The sequence below is a fragment of the Streptomyces sp. NPDC058619 genome, assembly GCF_042717785.1.
Classification (GTDB): Bacteria; Actinomycetota; Actinomycetes; order Streptomycetales; family Streptomycetaceae; genus Streptomyces.
In genome coordinates, this window is record NZ_JBHXQN010000019.1 from 88,053 (window position 1) to 105,489 (window position 17,437).

The 17,437-nt window shown below is 71.4% G+C and carries 17 protein-coding genes and 1 pseudogene; 2 read left to right on the plus strand and 16 right to left on the minus strand.

What is annotated here, in order from left to right:
- Positions 1-163: 163 nt before the first annotated feature.
- Complete coding sequence (locus tag ACFWTC_RS20265) at positions 164-2,257, minus strand: prolyl oligopeptidase family serine peptidase (RefSeq protein WP_384027802.1); 2,094 nt, start codon at positions 2,255-2,257, stop codon at positions 164-166.
- Positions 2,258-2,354: 97 nt separating this feature from the next.
- On the opposite strand from ACFWTC_RS20265, the gene ACFWTC_RS20270 reads away from it, so the two are divergent.
- Positions 2,355-3,887: an MFS transporter gene (locus ACFWTC_RS20270; protein WP_383922676.1), complete on the plus strand. Its 1,533-nt coding sequence runs from the start codon at positions 2,355-2,357 to the stop codon at positions 3,885-3,887.
- A gap of 42 nt (positions 3,888-3,929) precedes the next feature.
- On the opposite strand, the gene ACFWTC_RS20275 is transcribed toward ACFWTC_RS20270, so the two are convergent.
- The 3 genes from ACFWTC_RS20275 to ACFWTC_RS20285 form a co-directional block, all read right to left on the minus strand.
- Positions 3,930-4,559 carry a class I SAM-dependent methyltransferase gene (locus ACFWTC_RS20275; RefSeq protein WP_383922650.1) on the minus strand — a complete coding sequence of 210 codons (630 nt, stop codon included), beginning with the start codon at positions 4,557-4,559 and terminating at the stop codon, positions 3,930-3,932.
- A 10-nt stretch (positions 4,560-4,569) separates the two neighbouring features.
- Positions 4,570-6,027: a cytochrome P450 gene (locus ACFWTC_RS20280; protein WP_384027803.1), complete on the minus strand. Its 1,458-nt coding sequence runs from the start codon at positions 6,025-6,027 to the stop codon at positions 4,570-4,572.
- A 101-nt stretch (positions 6,028-6,128) separates the two neighbouring features.
- Positions 6,129-6,623: an NUDIX domain-containing protein gene (locus ACFWTC_RS20285; RefSeq protein ID WP_383922655.1), complete on the minus strand. Its 495-nt coding sequence runs from the start codon at positions 6,621-6,623 to the stop codon at positions 6,129-6,131.
- 258 nt (positions 6,624-6,881) lie between these two features.
- On the opposite strand from ACFWTC_RS20285, the pseudogene ACFWTC_RS20290 reads away from it, so the two are divergent.
- Positions 6,882-7,551, plus strand: a pseudogene (locus ACFWTC_RS20290) (transposase family protein); the annotation flags it as partial.
- On the opposite strand, the gene ACFWTC_RS20295 reads toward ACFWTC_RS20290, so the two are convergent.
- From ACFWTC_RS20295 to ACFWTC_RS20350, 12 genes are all read right to left on the minus strand, one after another.
- Complete coding sequence (locus ACFWTC_RS20295; RefSeq protein ID WP_383922658.1) at positions 7,533-7,769, minus strand: transposase domain-containing protein; 237 nt, start codon at positions 7,767-7,769, stop codon at positions 7,533-7,535. The pseudogene ACFWTC_RS20290 and the gene ACFWTC_RS20295 sit on opposite strands and share 19 nt — an antisense overlap.
- 127 nt (positions 7,770-7,896) lie before the next feature.
- Positions 7,897-8,136: a hypothetical protein gene (locus ACFWTC_RS20300; RefSeq protein ID WP_383922661.1), complete on the minus strand. Its 240-nt coding sequence runs from the start codon at positions 8,134-8,136 to the stop codon at positions 7,897-7,899.
- 13 nt (positions 8,137-8,149) lie between these two features.
- The gene (locus tag ACFWTC_RS20305; protein ID WP_384027804.1) at positions 8,150-9,004 is read right to left on the minus strand and encodes a hypothetical protein; all 855 of its coding nucleotides are present in this window, start codon (positions 9,002-9,004) and stop codon (positions 8,150-8,152) included.
- Positions 9,005-9,691: 687 nt separating this feature from the next.
- The gene (locus ACFWTC_RS20310; RefSeq protein ID WP_384027805.1) at positions 9,692-10,306 is read right to left on the minus strand and encodes a hypothetical protein; all 615 of its coding nucleotides are present in this window, start codon (positions 10,304-10,306) and stop codon (positions 9,692-9,694) included.
- Positions 10,303-11,319, minus strand: a complete 1,017-nt coding sequence (locus tag ACFWTC_RS20315; protein ID WP_384027806.1) for a hypothetical protein — start codon at positions 11,317-11,319, stop codon at positions 10,303-10,305. The genes ACFWTC_RS20310 and ACFWTC_RS20315 overlap by 4 nt, the downstream gene beginning before the upstream one ends.
- Positions 11,316-11,936, minus strand: a complete 621-nt coding sequence (locus tag ACFWTC_RS20320; RefSeq protein ID WP_384027807.1) for a hypothetical protein — start codon at positions 11,934-11,936, stop codon at positions 11,316-11,318. Before ACFWTC_RS20320 ends, ACFWTC_RS20315 begins: the two co-directional genes overlap by 4 nt.
- A 31-nt stretch (positions 11,937-11,967) precedes the next feature.
- On the minus strand, positions 11,968-12,090 hold the full coding sequence (locus tag ACFWTC_RS20325; RefSeq protein ID WP_383919574.1) for a hypothetical protein: 123 nt from the start codon (positions 12,088-12,090) through the stop codon (positions 11,968-11,970).
- Positions 12,087-13,100 carry a hypothetical protein gene (locus ACFWTC_RS20330; RefSeq protein WP_384027808.1) on the minus strand — a complete coding sequence of 338 codons (1,014 nt, stop codon included), beginning with the start codon at positions 13,098-13,100 and terminating at the stop codon, positions 12,087-12,089. Before ACFWTC_RS20330 ends, ACFWTC_RS20325 begins: the two co-directional genes overlap by 4 nt.
- Complete coding sequence (locus ACFWTC_RS20335) at positions 13,097-13,717, minus strand: hypothetical protein (protein ID WP_383919580.1); 621 nt, start codon at positions 13,715-13,717, stop codon at positions 13,097-13,099. The genes ACFWTC_RS20330 and ACFWTC_RS20335 overlap by 4 nt, the downstream gene beginning before the upstream one ends.
- Before the next feature lie 31 nt (positions 13,718-13,748).
- Positions 13,749-14,372, minus strand: coding sequence for a hypothetical protein (locus ACFWTC_RS20340; protein WP_384027809.1), 624 nt, complete (start codon positions 14,370-14,372; stop codon positions 13,749-13,751).
- Between the two features lie 12 nt (positions 14,373-14,384).
- Positions 14,385-16,697, minus strand: coding sequence for a hypothetical protein (locus ACFWTC_RS20345; protein WP_384027810.1), 2,313 nt, complete (start codon positions 16,695-16,697; stop codon positions 14,385-14,387).
- 95 nt (positions 16,698-16,792) lie between these two features.
- Complete coding sequence (locus ACFWTC_RS20350; protein ID WP_384027811.1) at positions 16,793-17,389, minus strand: hypothetical protein; 597 nt, start codon at positions 17,387-17,389, stop codon at positions 16,793-16,795.
- Positions 17,390-17,437 lie beyond the last annotated feature (48 nt).

The window sequence follows — 17,437 nt, forward strand, 5'->3', positions numbered from 1 at the left end:
CCCCTGCCCCCCACCCCCGGCGCGGGTGGGCCCGCGCCCCCCCCGGGGGTGGGGCCCTTCACCCCCCGGGGGGGGGGGGGGGCGCGCGGGGGGGGGGGGGGGCCCCCCCCCCCCCCGCCCCCCCGGGCCCCCCGCCGCACCCCTGCCCGGTGATGACGCGATCTCAGCCCAGTACCTCGCGGAAGAACTCCAGCTCCAGCGCCATCAGCTTCTCCCGCGTCCCGCCCGGCGTCATGTGGGTGACCCCCGGCAGCGCCAGCAGGCGGTGCGGGCGGCCCGCGTCGGTCAGGGCCCGGGACAGGCGCAGCGTGTGGGACGGGTGCACGTTGTCGTCGGCCAGGCCCGTGGTCAGCAGCAGCGGCCGGGTCAGTTTCGGGGCGTCGGGGACAAGCGAGTCCCGCTCGTAGACCCCGGGGTCCTCCTGCGGCAGGCCCAGGTACCGCTCGGTGTACGCGGTGTCGTAGTGCCGGAAGTCCGTCGGCGCGGCCCCGGCCGACGCCGCGTGGAAGACGTCCGGGCGGCGCAGCACCGCCAGCGCGGACAGGTAGCCGCCGTAGGACCAGCCGCGCACCCCGACCCGGCCGAGGTCGAGGTCCGGGTGCCGGGCCCCGAGCGCGTGGAGGGCCGCGACCTGGTCCTCCAGGGTGACCTCGGAGAAGCCTCGGTACACGGCGTGCGTGAAGGCGGGCGAGACGTACGGGGTGCCGCGGTTGTCGACGGTCACCACCGCGAAGCCCTGGTCGGCCCACCACTGCTTGGCCTGCCAGCGCCGCGGCTCGGCGCTGACGTCCTGGTAGCCGGGGCCGCCGTACGCGTCGACCAGCACCGGCAGCCGCCGCCCGGGCACGTGGCCGCGGGGCAGCACCAGGGCGGTGGGGACCCCGTGCTCGGTGACCCGCTCCAGCACCGGCACCACCCGGTACGGCAGCGGCCGCGACAGGTCGGCGGGGGCGAACTCCCGCCCGTCGGGGGTGCGTACGGTCCGCCGGATCCCGTCGGCGTCGGCGCGGGTCAGCAGCAGCGTCCCGGCGTCGGCGAGCACGCTGTTGACCCCGGGCCCGTCGGCGAGCGGGGTCACCCCGCCGGTCTCCGGGTCGAGCAGCAGCACCTGCTGCTCGGAGGGGTCGCGCAGGCCGGCCTCGACCAGCAGCCGTCCCCCGTGGACGCCGGCCGCGCGGCGGACCTGGATCCCGTCCCCGGTGAGCGGGACGCCGTCGACGGCGAGGCCGCGCGCGGTCCCGCCCGGGGTGTCGACGGCGGTCAGCATCCGCCCGTCGGGCAGCCGGGCCGGGGTGCCGGGCACCATCGGGTCCACCCACTGCGGGTGTTCGGTGCGCGACAGCTCCCGGGTGCGGCCGGTGGCCGGGTCGGCGGAGAGCAGCAGGACGGTGCGCTGGAGCCGGTCCTGGACGGTCAGCAGGATCTCGCCGGCGGCCGTGTCACCGGCGTGCCAGCCCGCGTCGGAGACGTACGGGTACGCCTCGGCGTCCCAGTCGATCCGCACCCGGGTGCCCGAGGGGCCGAGCACCCACAGCCGGACGTCCGCGTTGGGGCCGCCGGCCTCCGGGTACGCGAAGTCCTCGGCCGGGAGTTCGGGGTGGGCGGGGTCGGTGAAGTAGCGCCGCTGGAGGGCGGATTCGGTGACGCGGGCGGCGAGCAGCGTCAGCCCGTCGGGGGACCACCAGTGTCCGCGGGAACGGCCCAGTTCCTCGGCGGCGGCGAACTCGGCCACGCCCCAGCGGGCCCCGTCGGCGGGGCTGATCCGCCCGCCCGGGGTGACGTGGAGCGCGTCCCCGGTGACGTACGCGGTGCGGGAGCCGTCCGCGTTGGGGCGGGGGTCGAAGGCGGGGCCCGCGGCGGGGAGCTCCTCGGGCGGGCCCGCCGCGCCGGCCCTGTCCGCGGCGTCGGCGCTGACCCGGTAGAGCCTCCCGTGGAGTGCGAAGACGGCGTGGCGGCCGTCGCCGGAGAGCGCGTACGAGCCGATGCCGGCGGCGACGAGCCGAATCCGCTCGCGCAGCCTGCGCTCGGCGACGGGGAGGACACCGGGGCCGGAGCCGGGGCACAGCTCGCGGGGGTCGGCCAGCCGGGTCTCGGCCCCGGTGGCCGTATCGAGCACCCAGAGGCTGTCGAAGGCGTCGGTGGGGCTAGTGGAGCGGAGGAACCAGAGCAGCCCGCCGTCGTCCCCGAAGGCGAACGCGCGCGGGGCGCCGTAGGTGAACCGGGCCGAGTCGGCGGAGAGTCCGAGGAAGTCGTCCATATTCGTAGTGTGACATGTGAAATATCACTGCCACTAGGCTGTTCGAGTGGTGACCCCCGGGGTGCGGCTTAGCGTCGACTAGGTGGACCCGAACGCACTGCCGACCAGCAACGGGACCGACGGCACGGTCCGAGGGGGCGGGAACGGGCTTGCGCTGTTCGTGATCGCCTCCTGCCAGCTCATGGTCGTTCTCGACATCACCATCGTGAACATCGCGCTGCCGCAGATCCAGACGGACCTCGGGTTCTCCACCGAGAGCCTCTCCTGGGTCGTCAACGCCTACACCCTCACCTTCGGCGGACTGCTCCTGCTCGGCGGCCGGGCCGGCGACATTCTCGGCCGGCGGCGCGTGTTCATCTTCGGCGTCCTGCTCTTCGGCCTCGCCTCGCTGCTGGGCGGCCTCGCCCAGAACTCCGGCCAGCTGATGGCCGCCCGGGCCCTCCAGGGCGTCGGCGGGGCCATCGCCTCGCCCACCGCGCTCGCGCTGATCACCACGACCTTCCGCGAAGGCCCGGAACGCACCCGGGCGTTCGGCGTGTTCGCCGGCGTATCGGCGGCGGGCGGCGCGATCGGGCTGCTCGCCGGCGGCATCCTCGTGGAGTGGCTCAACTGGCGCTGGGTGCTGTTCGTCAACGTCCCCATCGCCGCGCTGATCGCCCTCGCGACCCCCAGGGTCATCCGCGAGTCGAAACGGCACCCGGGCCACTTCGACGCCGCGGGGGCCCTGCTGTCCACGCTCGGCATGGTGGCACTGGTCTACGGGTTCATCCGCGCGTCCCAGGAGGGCTGGTCGGACGGGCTCACCCTGGCCTCCTTCGGGGCCGCCGTGGTCCTGCTGACCCTCTTCGTCCTGAACGAGCGGCGCTCGCCCCAGCCGATCACCCCGCTGCACATGTTCGCCGACCGCAACCGGGCCGGAACGTACGCGATCATGCTCTTCTTCGCCTGCGCGATCTTCGGCATGTTCTTCTTCCTGACCCTGTTCGTGCAGAACGTCCTGGGCTTCAGCCCGATCGAGGCCGGCCTCGCCTTCCTGCCGGTCAGCGCGATGATCGCGGTAACGGCCGGACTCACCTCCCAGCTCCTGCCGAAGTACGGGCCGAAGCCGTTCATGGTCACCGGCTCGGTGCTCTCGGCTGCCGGCCTGGCATGGCTCACGCAGACCGACGTCCACTCGACCTACCTGGGCAGCATCCTGGGCCCGATGCTGCTGTTCAGCGCGGGCATGGGCATGCAGTTCGTCTCCCTGACGCTGATGGCACTGTCCAACGTGCCCGACCGCGAGTCCGGCGCGGCCTCCGGACTGCTGAACACCATGCAGCAGGTGGGCGGTTCACTGGGCCTGTCCATCCTGGTCACGGTGTTCGGAACCGCCAGCCGCCACGAGGCCAAGGAGCAGGCGGGATCCTTCCTGAGCACGGCGACCCCGGAACAGAAGGCGTCCTTCGTACGGACCCGGCAGCTCCCGAAGCCGTGGAGCGACCAGGTCCTCACCTCGGGCGTGAGCGCGGCCTTCGTGGCGGCGGCGGTCTTCACCCTGGCCACGGCCCTGATCGCGCTCTTCGTCATCCAGGTCAGGTCGTCGGACCTCGAACGCCTCAAGGGCAACCACACCCCGACGGCGGTCTAGGCGAACCTGTCTGGGCGAACCGGTCTGGGTGAGAGCGTGCCCCTAGGGGCGCCGGGCCAGTACGTGGGCGTCCAGGAAGCCGCGTTCGGAGGCCGGGTCGTGGAGCAGCCGGGCGAACGGGACGAGGCCGGCTCCGGCCATCAGGCCGGCGAAGCGGTCCACCGGCCAGCTGTAGGCGTCCGTCACCTTGTGGTCGAAGCGGACCGGCTCCGGTCCGTCGGTCGCGAAGAACGAGGCGAGGAGCAGGCCCCCCGGTGCCAGGACCCGCACCTGCTCGGCCAGCAGCGCGGGCAACTCCCCGGGCGGGGTGTGGATCATCGAGTAGTGAGCCAGCACGCCGCCGAGCGCACGGTCCCCGACCGGCAGGGCCTCCATCCGTGCCTCGTCGAACCGCAGTGCGGGATGGGCCCGCCGGGCGTGGCCGACCATGGCCGGGGAGAGGTCGAGTCCGAAGGCGTCCAGCCCCAGGTCGTGCAGTACGGCCGTCAGATGTCCGGGCCCGCACCCGACGTCGGCCGCCCGCGGGTTCCCCGTCGCGCGGACCAGCTCGGCGAAGGTGCCGACCATGGCCCGCGTGAACGGCCGCGTCTCCAGCCGGTCGGCGAACAGCGACGCGTACAGCTCGACGACGCCGTCGTAGGCCGCCCGGGTCTCGTCCTGGTGCCCCGCCACGGGAGGAAGGCTACCGGCCGGCCGGATGCCGGATCCGGCAGCGTGCGGGGCCCTCGGTCCGCAGGGTGATTCCGGCGCTGACCGGGATATCGGTGTCCACGGCCTCGAAGGCGTGGTCCCGCAGGATCATCGCCAGCGCGATCACCGACTCCAGCATCGAGAAGTGCTGCCCGATGCAGGCGCGCGGGCCGCCGCCGAAGGGGAACCACGCGTAGCGGTGCCGCCCGGCCTCGGCCTGCGGGGTGAAGCGGTCGGGGTCGAATCGGTCCGGGTCCGGCCAGTGGTCCGGGTGGCGGTGCGTCACCCACGGCGCCAGTATCACGTCGGCGCCCGCCGGAACGGTGTGGCCGCCGACCTCGGTGGCCGCGACCGCCTTGCGGCCGATGACCGGGGCGGCCGGGTAGAGCCGCATGGCCTCCTTGAGCACCTGCGTGACGTACGGCAGGCGGTCCAGGTCGGCGGCCCCGGGCGTACGGCCGCCCAGCACCCGGGAGATCTCCTCGCGGGCCCGGTCCTGTGTCTCGGGGTGGAGGGCCAGCAGGTGCAGGGCGAAGGCGAGGGAGGTGGCGGTCGTCTCGTGCCCGGCCAGCAGGAAGATCAGCACCTGGTCGCGCAGCTCGGCGGCGTCGAACCCGCCCCCGGACTGCCCGCCGCCGGTCGCCCCGCCGCTGCCTGGGTCCCCGTCGGCCGGCGGGTTCTCCGCGGCCGCGAGCAGCGTCAGCAGGTCCTCCCCGGGACCGTCCGAGGGGGCGCCGCGCCGCTCGCCGATGATCCGGTCGCAGACCGCGTACAGCTCGTCCATCGCGGCCGCCGCCCGCCGGTTGGAGGGGGTGGGCCAGGTGCGCGGGATGGTGGCGGGGGAGTAGCCGCGGCGCAGCACGTAGTCGGTGATGACGGGGAAGCACCGGGTCACGACCTCGACGGTGGCGTCCGTGTCGGTACCGAAGAGGATGCGGGAGACGGCGCGCAGGGCGAGGCCCGTCATCTCCTCGCAGACGTCGACGACTCCGCCCTGCGCCTCCTGCCAGGAGTCGAGGGTGGCGCGGGTCTCGGCGGCGATCGCGTCGGCGTACCCGTCCACGCGGCGGCGGGTGAACAGCGGCTGGACGAGCCGCCGCTGGCGCAGGTAGTCCTCGTCCTGGCTGGTCAGCAGACCGTTGCCGAAGGAGTCCCGCACCTCCTGGTAGAAGGGGTTGTCCTTGCGGAAGTTGGCCGACTCCGAGGCGAGGACCTGTTGCGCGCCCTCGGGGGAGAAGACGCAGTACAGCTGTGCGCGCAGGCCGGGCGGCCCCGCCGTGATCCGTACGACGTCGCCGTGGCGGTGCCGGGCCCGCAGATAGGTGCCGAGCGAGTCCGCCTTCAGGTCGAACAGCGAGCCGAGGAGCGGGACCCCCGCCAGCCCCGGTACCTCTGTGCCCGCACCTGTGCCCGCATCCGTGCCCGCATCCGTGTCCGTCCCCCGTGCCATGGCCGCCCTCTCGTCCCGTACCGACGGCCCGATTCTGCCGAACGGCGCGGCGCGGGGCGAGGATTCGGCTCCCATCCGGCCGGATAACGCCGTCCACCGGCCTACGGGATCTCCATGTAGGCCACGGTCCCGGCGCGCCGAGCCGCGTCGATCACCGCGAGGCGGGCGAAGTTGCGCGGCGTCATGATCGCCTCCCACTCGGCCACGGTGTGGACCCCGACCTCCGTGTGCTCGACGGGATCGAGGACGAAGGAGGCGATCTGCTCGTCGGTGAGGGGGCCCCCGTCGAAGATGAAGCCGATGTGGTTCGCCGGCCAGGCGTCGCCCTGGTGCCCGATGAAATGGGTGCCGAGCAGCTTCGGCTCGCCCCCGAAGGCCATGCCCGTCTCTTCCAGGCACTCGCGCACGGCGCACTGCCAGGGGGTCTCGCCCGGATCCATGTTCCCGCCGGGCCACTGCCAGGGCTCCGACCGGGAGTAGGTGGCCCGCAGTTGCACGGGCCGTCCGGCGGAGTCGGTGAAGTAGAGGCAGGCGTAGCTGGTCGCCCGGGCGATGGTGGCGATGTACTCCGCGGGCGGGAGCCAGGCAGCGGTCACGGGACGGCCTCCAGTCGAGAGCCCGAGCCCCTGGAGGAGCCCGGAACCGGCGTACGGCAGTTCCGCCGATTCTCCCGCACCCCGGCCGACGCCCGAGGCGGTACGCCGGGTTCCCCCGCGCCCGGCACGGGACGCGCCGGCGCGCGCTCCCCTCGCCGTCCGTACGCCTCACCCCCGCCAAGCCCGTGTGGACGGGGGTGAGGCGGAGGGCCGCGAGTTCCCTCCGCGGGCGCCTCAGATGTCGCTTCTGGAGCGGCTGGTAGGCGGTGGCGGCGTCTGCTGGTCGGCCGTGAGGCCCTGCGTGCCCTGGCCCATCTGCGGTGCGGCGACACCTGTGTCCAGCTCGCCGCCGGGTTCGGAATCGGCATGCTGACCGTGTACCGGTACACACGCGAGGCAATCGAAGTACAGGCCGCTCCCGCACCGACCCTGGTCGAGGCGATGAAGGCTGCCGTCCCCAAGGCGTTCCGCATCCTGGACGGCATCCGGCTGCCCATCGACCGGATCGCCGCCGACACCCGCTACCACTCCGGGAAGCACAAGCGGCACGGCATGAACGTCCAGGTGCTGAGTGTTCCGTTCGGCCGACTGCTCTGGGCATCACCGGCCCACCCGGGCGCCACCCGAGATCTGACCGCCGCCCGAAGCCACGGCGCTGTGGACGCGCTCGCCGCCGCGGAACTGAAATCCTTGCACGGACAAGGCGTACCAAGGCGCCGGCCATCACATCCGAGTCCCTTTCCGGAGCCGCCACCTCAAAGGCTGGAAGAGGCGACACAACACCGCCCACGCCAAGATCCGCTGCCTGGGTGAGCAGGCGATGGCTATCTCAAGGGCTGGCGCCTGCCGCGGGAACTCCGCCGCAGCACGAACCGGATCACCGACATCGTGAAGGCGGTTCCTCGTCCTTCACCACGCCTCAACATGAGGTTGGAAAAGGCCACTGAACAGGCACAGCGCCAAGACGAAGTAGACCCCCGTCCGGGCCGGCAGCAGCCGACGGCGAAGTTCTCCGCGGCCGGTCAGTGCCACGACCTCGTCCACCAGCGCGGGGCTGATCTCCTCGGTCAACACACCGAGACGTACATGCCCACCGAAACGCCGATCCGGCGGCGCCACCAGCCTGCTGAGGAAACGTGGCCACACCTGGCGATGGCAGACGGTGGGATGGCGCTGGCACGATGCCGCCGCTACGTCGGCGACGTCATCCCCTACCGCTCCCCCTGTCGACCGCCCACCCCCAGCAGACCGGACCGCCAACGGCGAGCGGCGCTCAGTCCGCCGATTCGGTGGTTCCGTCCGGGTGGATCAGGAGGCGGATCGCGCCGCCGTAGCGGTCGTCACTGATCGCCGCCTGGGCCGGGCCGCCCATTTCCTGGGCGCGCTGACGGAGGATCCCGATGACGACCTCCTGAATGTCGACGAAGGGTGGAGCGGTCACGGGGACGCCGTCGATCAGGGCCGCACTGTGGGAGAAGACGCGGACTTCGGCGGCCGGGTGCGAGGGATGCATGGCGCGGTTCCCTTCAGGAGGTCACGGCGAATGCGCCGGAGGACGGAGAGGCCACGGCGTACATGCCGCGGGATATGCGCAGGAGGCGGCCGGACTTGGCCATGGCGGACAGGGCATTGCTGACCGACTTCGCCGGGTCCTGGTACGACCCCGCAGGCAGCGCGAGCAGGACGTCCCGGCCGGTGAAGGGCCCCGGGAGAGAAGTCACCGCCTGCTCCACGGCCTGCCGCAGACTCGGCGTGCTGCACGAAGCGGGAGTTGGCACGCTCCCGGAAGCAGTGTCCGGCACGGACCGCAGCGGCGTGTTGCGCCGAGCGCCGTCATGCGGCCGGCCCGGGGCCTGAGCCGGTGGGGCGTCGGCCGCGTACTGCTCGATGCGGGCGCCGAGTTCGCACAGCGCGGTGTGTACGGCGCCCAGTTCCGGCCCGTGCGGGGCGTTGCCGTCCGGGGCTTCGCCGTCCGGGGCGGCATTCAGCGCCGCCGTGAGCACCTCGATGTGACGAATCGATTCAGCAAGCCGGTGCAGCAGGGGCTCGAAGATGTCCTGACGCAGCGCACCGAGCGGGTCGCGGGTCGCGAGCTCGACACTCACCGATCCGGTGAGTCCGCTGCCCGCCGGGCGGTACGGGACTTCGCCCCCCGCTGCCGTATGCCATGCACCGAGGCGGCGGCGCGTCTCTCGAAGGGCGTCGAGGAGTTGGGGCCCGAGGCCTGCGGCGGGCACGCGGACCAGCATCGCCGCGATCTGCTCGGTAACTTCGAGGGTGGGCAGCATGGAGACCACGAGCGGGCCGAGTACGGCCTTCTGTATGGCGCGCGCCGGATCGTCGAGCGAGAAAGTGATGCGTTCGCCAGCCGGGGCCGCCATCGATACCTCGTGTGTGTTGACTCGCTGTTGACCGACATGCCGCTGTCCACTTGCCGCGACGCGGTGTGCCTCGTCCTTCCCGGGTTCGGCCCCCGCACGCGTACCCGTACCCGTGGTCCCCGCCGCCGAAAGAGCGGGCCGTCTCGCCCAGTACTCCTGAAGCGCATCGAACGCGTGCAGAACGACATCGACTTCCACGGGACGGCCCCCACCGTCGGACCGGGGGACCAGCCGCCCCTGCGCGTCGCCGATTCCGATCTTGCGCCGGATCCAGCGCCGGTCCTGCGGGGTGGTGGCCGCCGCGTAGCCACCGGGGTCGGACGGGGCGACGGAGTTCCGCAGGCACTCCGCCCAGAGGGGGCATGAGAAGCAGAGCTGCCGGGCCGCGTGGATGAGAGCCTGGCGCCTCCGCGTCTGGAGCGGAGGGCCCGTCACGTTGGCCGGCGGGTTCGTGAGCAGCGGCTGGCCGAAGATGTCCGGCCGTCGCTGGCATGGCAGAAGGGTGGCGGAGTCGACCGCCTGGACGGATGTAGGCGGCGCTCTGTGAGCCGTCGTGACCATAAAAGATTTCCCCCGAAGCGATCATGACTTACGGGGACTTTAGAACAGACAAGTTGACAACGGCAAAGTTGTCTCAGGGCGCGTCCTGTGCGTGTGCAGCGCCGGAATTGATGGTTCATCAGTCAACTAGCTGTCTGTGGTGACCGCCGGTACGGCGCGTCGCACGAAGTGGCGCTTCACCCACCCCATGCGCCGCCGTACCGAGGCGATACCGCGTCCGCGAGCCGCCAGTACCAGGACCACACCAAGGAACCCGAGAGGGACGGCGATGGCCGGAAGAGCCGTCCCCACACCGGAAGTCACGAGGAGGACCATGTCGGCGAACACCACGGTGATGCCGCGGTGGCCGGGGTGGTCCTTGACCATCCAGGCCCCGAGCAGGGCCATCGCGGCGAGCGCCCAATACCCGAACACGGCCTGCCCGCTGAGTAGTCCGCCCGCCTGACCACGGGCGATCTCGACCGCGGCCGCGAAGTAGCCGGCGACGGCGCCGGTGACGAGCGTCGAGGCGAGCGCGAGCAGCAGCTGCCCGCGGCGGCGCATCAGCCACAGCAGCGCGGAGAGGACCAGCAGCGCGCACACCGTGACGAACGAGGACATGCTGGTCGAGGCGAGGGCGAAGACGGTGTAGGCGCCGGCCAGCCCGAAGACGATCCGGCGCAGCAGCCGCACGGCCCACGCGTCGTCGCGCTCCTGGCGCAGGAAGCGGCGGACGGAGTCGAGTGTGGGGCGGGGGGTCATGCCGGACCGTCCATTCCTGGGGTGAGGGGGCGGGGTGCGAGGGATGGGTAGGCTGCGGGGCCGGCAGCGGAGCTTAACGCGGGGGTTACGGCCCGGGTGGTCTTGAGCGGTTGCTTGAAACCCACCTGCCAGAGCGGGGTGCGCACGCTCTTCGGCGGGGCCTGCAGCTCGGGCGCCTTGGCGGCCTCGGCCTCGGCCTGTCCCGGGGCGAAGACCTCCGAGATCCCGTCGATCTGTGCCTTGCGCACCTCGGGGGCCTGGGTCGCGAAACCCTGGGGGTCGATGTAGCGCGGGAGGGTCGGGTCGTTGAACTGCGCGACGGCGCGCGCGGCGTCGGTTCCGGCCTCGGTGCGGGTCACCTCCGGCCACTTCTGATCGGGCTCGTAGGCGAAGTGGATGTTGCGCAGGCCGACGTTGGGGTTGTTGCAGAGTGCGCCCAGCTCCTGCTGGTGGAGGATCGACCGGGTGTCGGCGTCCTGCCCGAACACGACGGCCCGGCCTTCGGCCAACCCGGCGTAGGTTTCGGAGATCTTGGCCCAGGTGGCCTTGGCGTAGCCCGGCTGGAAGCCCGCCCTCTCGCCACCGAGGGCGTCGATGACTCCGTCTTCCCAGAGGAACATGTCGTCGAGTTCGCGACCGCCTTGGGTCGTCTCCAGCGTCTGTGCGGCACCCGGATGCGTCTTGTTCCGCTCGGCCGCCCACTCTTCCGCGATGAAGCGCTGCGACAGGAACGGGACGCCCCACTCGTTCAGCGGCGCGTCCGAGTGCTCGACACCGTACGACCAGAAGGCACTGATCGGCTTCGTCCCGTCGGGCGGGGTGAGCCTCTCGCCGTCTGCGGCCAGGCCGTCGATATAGGCCTTCGGCGTCATCTGGGCCTCCTTGGCGGCTGTCTTGATGCGCCGCGCCACGGCCTTCGGGTCGCGCCTGGCCTCCAGGGTCGACTCCTGCCTGGCGTTTGCCCGGCGCAGGGCGCCTCGCTCGATGTACTTCGGTATCGGTTCCGGGCTCACGGCCGCTCAGCCTCCAGAGGCCGGGGATACACGCGCAGGCGCATGTTCACCACTCCGTTGTCGGACCCATCGGCAGTGCCCAGGGCGGGCGTGATGCGCAGACTGGCGAGAGCGCCCCCCGGAGCTTCGACTTCCCAGTAGGCGAGGTGGTAGGGGTCCCTCTCCTCAAGGCGGTCCTGCTCCTTGGGGATCGCGTACTCACCGACCTCTGCCGGGAACGAGCTGGAGTCCCAGGCTCCTTCCCAGGCCGGCGTGCCGAGTACCGAGGACACGGCGTCGCGGTAGAGCTGCCAGGCTCGGTCTGCCTCAGCCAGTACGCGCGGGTTGTCTTCCGGGCTGTCGGCCGACGCACCCCACACCCAGTGGGAGAGGCTCTGCACGGGTGCCCAGCTGCCGCCCTGCGCGTTCAGTACCAGCACGCCGCCGGTGTCGGTGAGGACGTTGAGGACGTACTCGAACTGGGTGGGTGTCCAGCCGAACTGGGCGCACCACATGTCCAGGCCCTGGCCGGACAGGGGCGGGCCGTTCCAGATGGTCTCCCAGTGGATGCCGGCCAGCCCGCGCAGCTCGGTGATCAGTTCCTGCGGGGTCCGGTTCACCGGGGGTACGAAGGACATGGGGCTGTCTCTCTTTCTCGGGTCTGGTACGTCACAGCCGCCAGCCGGGGCCACCGGTCGGATGGGAGTAGGCCGACGGCCGCACGGCCCACGCGTCGTCGCGCTCCTGGCGCAGGAAGCGGCGGACGGAGTCGAGTGTGGGGCGGGGGGTCATGCCGGACCGTCCATTCCTGGGGTGAGGGGGCGGGGTGCGAGGGATGGGTAGGCTGCGGGGCCGGCAGCGGAGCTTAACGCGGGGGTTACGGCCCGGGTGGTCTTGAGCGGCTGTTTGAAACCCACCTGCCAGAGCGGGGTGCGCACGCTCTTCGGCGGGGCCTGCTCCGACGGCGCCGCGACGGCCTCTGCACCCTGCGCAGGCGTGGCGGCGGCGATGACGTTGTCGACCGTCGCCTTGCGGGCCTCGGGGGCGTCGGCTGCGAAGGCCACCGGGTCGATGTAGCGCGGGAGGGTTGGATCGTTGAACTGCGCGGCGGCACGCACCGCGTCGGTACCGGCCTCGGCCCGGGTCTCCTCCGGCCACCACGTGGGCGCGTCGTAGGCGAAGCGGATGTTGTCCAGGCCGACCTTCTCGTTGGCGCGGAGGGCGACCAGTTCTTCTTGATGGAGTATCGACCGGGTGTCCGCGGTCTGGCCGAAGACGACGACCCGGCCTTCGGCGACCCCGGCGTACGTCTTCGAAATCTTGGCCCAGGTTTCTCTGGCGTAGCCCTCCTCGAAGCCCGCTTCCTCGCCACCGAGTGCTTCGATGACTTCGTCTTCCCAGAGGAACATGTCGTCGAGTTCGCCGGCCCCCGCGGTGCCCTCGAGCGTCTGGGCAGCACCCGGATGGGACTTGTTCCGCTGGGCCGCCCACTCCTCCGCGATGAAACGCTGGGACAAGAAGTGGACACCCTTGTCGTTCGGCGGTGCCTCCGGGTGCTCCACACCGAACGACCAGAAGGCGCTGATCGGCTTCGTTCCGTCAGGCGGGGTGAGCTTGGCCTTGTCCGCGGCCAGGCTGTCGATGTAGGCCTTCGGCTCCATCTCCGCGGCCTTGGCCGCGGCCTCGATGCGCTCCACCACGGAGTCCGGATCGCGCTTGGCCTCCAGGGTCGCCTGGTACCTGGCGTTCGCCCGGCGCAGGGCACCCTGTTCGATGTATCGCGGTATCGGTTCCGGGCTCACGGCCGTCCAGTCTCCAGGGGCCGGGGATAGACCCTCAGCTTCATGTTGACCACTCCGGTGCGGGATCCGTCGGCGGTGCCCGTGGCGGGTGTGATGGTCAGGCTGGCGAGGGCGCCACCCGGAGCCGCGAGTTCCCAGTAGGCGATGTGGTAAGGGCGCTTCTGGCTGAGCCGGGTCTCCAGCTTGGGAACGACGAACTCGCCGAGCTCGTCGGGGAAGGAGGTGGAGTCCCAGGCGCCGTCCCAGGCCGGTTCGCCGAGCACGGAGGACACGGCGTCGCGGTAGAGCGGCCAGACCCGATCGGCCTCAGCCAGTACCTGCGGGTTCTCTTCCGGGCTGTCGGCCGACGTGCCCCAGACCCAGTGGGAGAGGCTCTGCACCGGTGCCCAGCTGCCGCCCTGGGCGTGGAGGGTCATCTTGCCGCCGGTGTCGGTGAGGACGTTGAGGACGTACTCGAACTGGGTGGGTGTCCAGCCGAACTGGGCGCACCACATGTCCAGGCCCTGGCCGGACAGGGGCGGGCCGTTCCAGATGGTCTCCCAGTGGATGCCGGCCAGCCCGCGCAGCTCGGTGATCAGTTCCTGCGGGGTCCGGTTCACCGGCGGTACGAAGGACATGGGGCTGTCTCTCTTTCTCGGGTCTCGTACGTCACAGCCGCCAGCCGGGGCCACCGATCGGATGGGGGTCGGCCGGACCGTGGAAGGTGAGAGCGATCGTGCCACCTCCCGGATCCCGGCCCGTCCGGCAGTGCAGGTCGAGCACGATCACCGGGGCGAGCGGGTTGGAGTATCTCCACTGGGCGAGCCGGTACGGTGCCCGGCGCTCCAGCCGGTCCTCGGCCTCACCCCACCGGCCGGGAGCGGGCGGCGCCGGGAAGCCGGGGCTGTCCCAGGCGCCCTCCCAGCCAGGGGGGCCCAACGCGGTGGTCACCTGGGCGAGGTGGGCCGCGTAACGGTCGAGGGCGACCGCCAAGACGTCCGTGCCCTCGGACGTCGAGTCCGCCCTGACCCGCCAGGCGGTGTACGACGCGCGGGTCACGGGCCCGCCGGGAACGCCGGAGGAGGCCAGGTGCAGGCGACCACCCGGGCGCGTACGGACCCACAGGCCCGACTGGAGCCAGAGCGGCTTCCAGCCGAAGCCCGTGCACCACTGGGCGCGTTCGGAATCACCCTCGGGCATCCCGGCCCATACGGCGCGCCAGTCCACGCGCAGGAGCGCGGCCAGCTCGGCCGCGAGCTCCTGGGGCGGGTGGTCGGTGATGACGCTTGCCATGGTCGGGACCTCCTAGCGGGGCATCCGGTCGCCGTTGCGCGGCGGCGGAGGCTGGTGGGGCGGCGGAGGTTGGCGGGGCGGCGGAGGCTGGCGGGGCAGAGACGGCGGGGCCGGCTGCTGCGGCGTGCGCGGTTCGGCCGCCCGCGGCGGGGGCCCGCCGTCACCGTTGACCCGTCCGCTCGGGCGCGGTGCGGGCTGCGGCGCGGGCCCGGGCTGCGGTGCGGGCCCGGGCTGCGGTGCGGGTCCGGGTGTGGACGGCGCGGGCGCGGGAGTCGGCCCCTGCTGCGGCACGGGGGCACTGGAGGCGCTGACCCGCCCGCTGCGGCGCGGCGAGGGCACGGAGGCCTTGTCGTCGGGCCCGCCGGACGCCTGCGGGCCCTGCGTCTTCTCGCGCTGTTCCGGCGGGACGTCCCGCGCCTGTGCAGCCTTGCGCTGCTTGCGCTTGGGATTGCTCGGAGCGATCCAGCCGCCCTTCTGCAGCCTCCCGCCGAGCGCGACCTTGTCCATGCCGCGGCCCACGTTGCCGGCGCCCCTCCCGGCGACCCGGCCCGCCGCCCTGGCCGTGCCGGAGGTGGCGTTGCCCGCGAGGCGCTGGCTCTGCGCGCCGAGCTTGCTGGTCAGCGAGTTGGCCATGTCGCCCATGCCGAGCCCGTCCTCCGCGCCTGCGATCTTCGGGCTGTAAGTGCCCGAGAGCAGCTTCTTCAGCATCATCACGACGGCGATCGTGACCAGCAGGAGCATCAGCAGCTGCATGCCGAGGGATATCCGGGCAGGCAGGATCATCTGGTACAGCACCAGCAGTACCGTGAGGACGACGCCGAAGCCCGCGCGCAGCACGAAACTGTGGATGAACGTCTCCAGCCATCCCTTCAGCAACTTCTGCTGAGACGGGTGGATGCCCAAGGTGGCGATCAGGGGCAACATAATGATCATGATGAGAGTCACGGCGTGCCACAGCAGCGTGAGTGCGCTGAGCACGATCACCATCAGGCCGACGATCAGTGAGGCGATCAGCGAGTAGAAGGCGAGCCCGACCCTTGCCCCGGCGTTCCGGCCGGACCAGTCGTCGAAGGCCACGGGGTAGACGTGCTGGTCCTTCTCCTCGCCGTCGCTGCCCTTGCCACCCGCGATTTCCTGGCGGATCGGGTACCACTGCTCCTTGTACTTCTTCAGATCGGCGGTGCGGCTCTCCTTGTTGGTCCGTGACTGGGCTGCCAGCTGCCGCACCCTGAGGTCCTCACAGCGTGCGCCCTTGCCCCAGTGGCAATCGGTAGCGGTGCTCTTCGGGATGCAGGCGCCGCCATCGAGATGGCCTTCCTTGTTCCGGAAGATGCAGTTGTTGCCCGCCTCGCCGAACTGTCCGAGTGCCCAGGGGCGGAAGGCCAGCGTGTCGTACATGGCACAGCTGGATACCCGCAGTCCCCGGTTGTCCGCTCCTTCGGGCAGGTCGCAGGGAGGCGCCATCGTGCCCGAGATACCGCCGAGTACGGCCTCGCTGAGGAGCGCGTTGGCTTGCGCGATGCCGGAGTCCGCCTCCTGGATGACCTTGCTGTAGTTGCCGCCGGTGAGCATGACCACGACCGCGACCGTGGTCAGCGATGCCCAGGCTACGCCCGACCAGGCCTCTCGCATCTCGTTCTTGCGCCACTTGCCGAACACCCACAGACCGGTCAGCGTGATCATGACCGGGACGGCGGGTACGAAGAGGTTGTTCTTGAGCTTGCCGACGGCGTTGTCGCGCCCTTCGTACAGCCCGCTGAGCGGGCTGGGGTTGGAGGCGTATTCCTTGATGGAGATGGCCGCGCGCGTCAGCATTTTGGTTCCGTTGAACACCATGTCGGCCACGCCGTTGTTGACGTAGTCAATGATCGAACACTTGTCGGCGCCGCTGAAGTCGAGCCTCGAGTCGGTTTGGGAGGCGTCTTCCCGGTCGCGCATGGTCATCGACCAGTTCATGCCGCGCATGCCGTTGAGCTCGTACATCGTGTAGTTCTGCGCGGCCGAGGGCATGGCGACGGCCCCGTCGACCAGGCCCGTCGTGTCGTTGAGGTTCTTGGCCCGCGCCGTCTCCCACTGCTTGACGGCCGGCATGATCGATTCGCCGTTGCTTCCGGGACTGTCCATCTGGTAGCTGTCGTCGCCTGTGAACGAGCAGGCGAAGTCCACGGCGTTCGCCGTCCCGGGGGTCGCGAACGACAGCGCGAACAGGGCGAGGAGGACGAAGGCACCTGCCCGGACGGCCCGTCCCGCACCCCGCACCCGATCGAGCGGAGACGTGGTGTGGCGGGTGGACCCACGTGGCTTGGCGCTACGGCGCACGGACATCGGATTCCTTCGGGAGTTCCCGGGCAAGGGCTGTGGGGGTTGGGGCCAAGAGCGGGCTTCACGTACAGAACGGCAGCAGGCCCGGCGGGCCGCCGCTACGAGGGGAGGTAGTCCGTCAGGACGCAGCCGTCGACGGTGCCCTCGCGCTTGAGGTAGCCGCTCGGGATCTTGCGGTTGAAGTCGGCGTTGCACGAGGCGACCAGCAGCCCCGAGGGCTTCAGCGCGCGCAGCGTGTCGCCGTCGGTGGGAACGACGGCGAAGTCCGCCCCGACCATGGCGGCCGTGTCCTTCCCGGCGTCCTCGTTCGCCTTGGCCGCCTGCAGGAACTTCTTCATGTCGGAGATGGTCAGCAGGGCGATCGGCTGACCCCGTTCGGCCTCGCAGTACGCCCGCTCCTTCACGCCCGCCTCCGCGCCCTTGGGGAGGTCCTCGAACTCGGAGGCGGTCTCCGAGTACCGGCCAAGCGTCGCGTCCGTCTCCAGGTCCTTGCACACGGTGTACTGGTTGACGAAGCGTTCCATCGCGGCCACGTCCTTCGCCTTCGGCAGGCTCTTGCCGCCGGACTCGCCCTTGCCGTTGGGCTGACTGCCGAATCCCGAGTCCAGCTGCCCGTCCCCGTCCCCTCCGCAGCCTGTCAGGGTCGCGAGCGCGATGAGAGCGGCTCCGGCAGTGAGGGGCCTGGACAAGCGCATGGTGTCTCCTTAGCTACGGCTTGCGGAACGGGTCTTGGTGTTCGGCGG

Excerpts from the sequence above, each read along its gene's own strand:
- ACFWTC_RS20265 (WP_384027802.1), bottom strand. The coding sequence starts at position 2,257 with ATGGACGACTTCCTCGGACTCTCCGCCGACTCGGCCCGGTTCACCTAC.
- ACFWTC_RS20300 (WP_383922661.1), bottom strand. The coding sequence starts at position 8,136 with ATGCATCCCTCGCACCCGGCCGCCGAAGTCCGCGTCTTCTCCCACAGT.
- ACFWTC_RS20345 (WP_384027810.1), bottom strand. The coding sequence starts at position 16,697 with ATGTCCGTGCGCCGTAGCGCCAAGCCACGTGGGTCCACCCGCCACACC.
- ACFWTC_RS20350 (WP_384027811.1), bottom strand. The coding sequence starts at position 17,389 with ATGCGCTTGTCCAGGCCCCTCACTGCCGGAGCCGCTCTCATCGCGCTC.
- ACFWTC_RS20310 (WP_384027805.1), bottom strand. The coding sequence starts at position 10,306 with ATGACCCCCCGCCCCACACTCGACTCCGTCCGCCGCTTCCTGCGCCAG.
- ACFWTC_RS20335 (WP_383919580.1), bottom strand. The coding sequence starts at position 13,717 with ATGTCCTTCGTACCGCCGGTGAACCGGACCCCGCAGGAACTGATCACC.
- ACFWTC_RS20305 (WP_384027804.1), bottom strand. The coding sequence starts at position 9,004 with ATGGCGGCCCCGGCTGGCGAACGCATCACTTTCTCGCTCGACGATCCG.
- ACFWTC_RS20320 (WP_384027807.1), bottom strand. The coding sequence starts at position 11,936 with ATGTCCTTCGTACCCCCGGTGAACCGGACCCCGCAGGAACTGATCACC.
- ACFWTC_RS20325 (WP_383919574.1), bottom strand. The coding sequence starts at position 12,090 with ATGACCCCCCGCCCCACACTCGACTCCGTCCGCCGCTTCCTGCGCCAG.
- ACFWTC_RS20340 (WP_384027809.1), bottom strand. The coding sequence starts at position 14,372 with ATGGCAAGCGTCATCACCGACCACCCGCCCCAGGAGCTCGCGGCCGAG.
- ACFWTC_RS20280 (WP_384027803.1), bottom strand. The coding sequence starts at position 6,027 with ATGGCACGGGGGACGGACACGGATGCGGGCACGGATGCGGGCACAGGT.